The organism is Carnobacterium sp. ISL-102, assembly GCF_018612935.1.
Lineage (GTDB): Bacteria > Bacillota > Bacilli > Lactobacillales > Carnobacteriaceae > Carnobacterium_B > Carnobacterium_B alterfunditum.
Genome location: NZ_JAGGRF010000038.1, coordinates 1 through 1,449 on the forward strand (window position 1 = coordinate 1; position 1,449 = coordinate 1,449).

At 38.8% G+C, this 1,449-nt stretch carries 1 protein-coding gene; it reads right to left on the minus strand.

The genetic code is table 11. The features are described from left to right. Positions 1 to 184: 184 nt before the first annotated feature. The gene (locus J7E16_RS10250; RefSeq protein ID WP_214891449.1) at positions 185 to 1,378 is read right to left on the minus strand and encodes an IS110 family RNA-guided transposase; all 1,194 of its coding nucleotides are present in this window, start codon (positions 1,376 to 1,378) and stop codon (positions 185 to 187) included. Positions 1,379 to 1,449: the final 71 nt, after the last annotated feature.

A 1,449-nucleotide genomic window follows, 5' to 3' on the forward strand; every position in this document is an offset into this window, starting at 1 on the left:
TTTTTCATTTTCAATAGGTCATTTGGGCATATTTACTTAGATTCAGCCAACTCAATATTCTATAATTTTTAGTATCGATAGATTTTATCCAATTACTTACCCAACATTTATTTGAAAATAAATACTAAAAAAATGCAAAAAAGTATCTTCCTTGCTATAATAAAAACAAGAAATTTTTAAATTTTTAGTTTGGTGCTAGTCTCTGTTGCCGCAGACCTAGTGCCTTTTTTTCGTCATAACTCACTTTTTCAGAAAGTATTTTATAAATAATTCTGATTAATTTGTGTCCACAAGCTACAACAGCTTCCAACTTAGACCTTCTATTACACAAACGATGATATAACGAGCTAAATGCAGGATCCCTTGATCTGCCGGCTATACCTCCGCTAGAAGTTAAAGCTGTCTTCAAATACTTGTTTCCTTTCGTCGTCCGAGAAGACGTTTTTTTACCTGCACTTTCATAAGAACCGGGTGAAACTCCTGCCCACGAAGCTAAATGGCCAACTGTTTTAAAGGCCTCTACGTTTGGACCAATTTCAGCTAAGATAACAGCTGCACCATGTTGCTTGACGCCAGGAATTCCTAAAAGCAACGCGTATTCCTCCGGAAAGTGTTCTAGGACGTAGCTCAAAATGTCCTGTTCTATTTGGTCAATTTTTTGACTATAGAACCGGTATTCATCTAAGGAGTCATCCAATAAACGACGATCGGTTGAGGACATTTTCCCATCCATCGCACTGAGCAGATCCTCCGGAGAAGCTTTTACGGGACCTCGCATGCAAGATTGGACGGACTCAAGCGTTAATACTTCTCCGTCGATAAACATTTGAAGCAAAGATTGTCCTGTTTTTGAAAAAATGTCCGATAAATAACCGGTTAGTTTAATATTGGATCGTTGAAGGATATTGTGTAACTCATTTTTAGCTTGCGTTCGTTTTTGAGTATAAGACTGCCGACGGCGAGTGAGAGAACGCAAGCCCATCACTTCAAGTGCAGGAATATAAGAAGAGCGAATGAGCCCACAACGACCTAATTGGGCGATCCATTCTGCGTCTTTCATGTCCGTCTTACGACCCGGAACATTCTTAATGTGTCCTGGATTGGCAAGAATGAGATTAAACGAACCTTCGGCAAAAACATTAAATATCGGTAACCAATATTGACCTGTGCTCTCCATAAAAATATCGGTCACATGGTGATCTTCTAACCAAGTAAGTGCTTCTCTAAGTTCAGGGGTTCGTGTTCCGAAAGTCTTTTGTATTTTCTCCGGACGATTTGTATCTAATGGACCGTCCAAAAGACAGCAAACGATGGTTTTTTGATGAACGTCAATCCCGCAACAAGTTTCAATCATAACTTCCATGACGAAAACCTCCATTAACTTTATTAGGAAAAAGAACTTCGTATCAAGTGTTGTAAATTTATTTTCGCATTCAAAGATGCATTCGG

Coding starts and splice junctions, on each gene's coding strand:
- J7E16_RS10250 (WP_214891449.1), bottom strand. CDS start 1,378: ATGGAGGTTTTCGTCATGGAAGTTATGATTGAAACTTGTTGCGGGATT.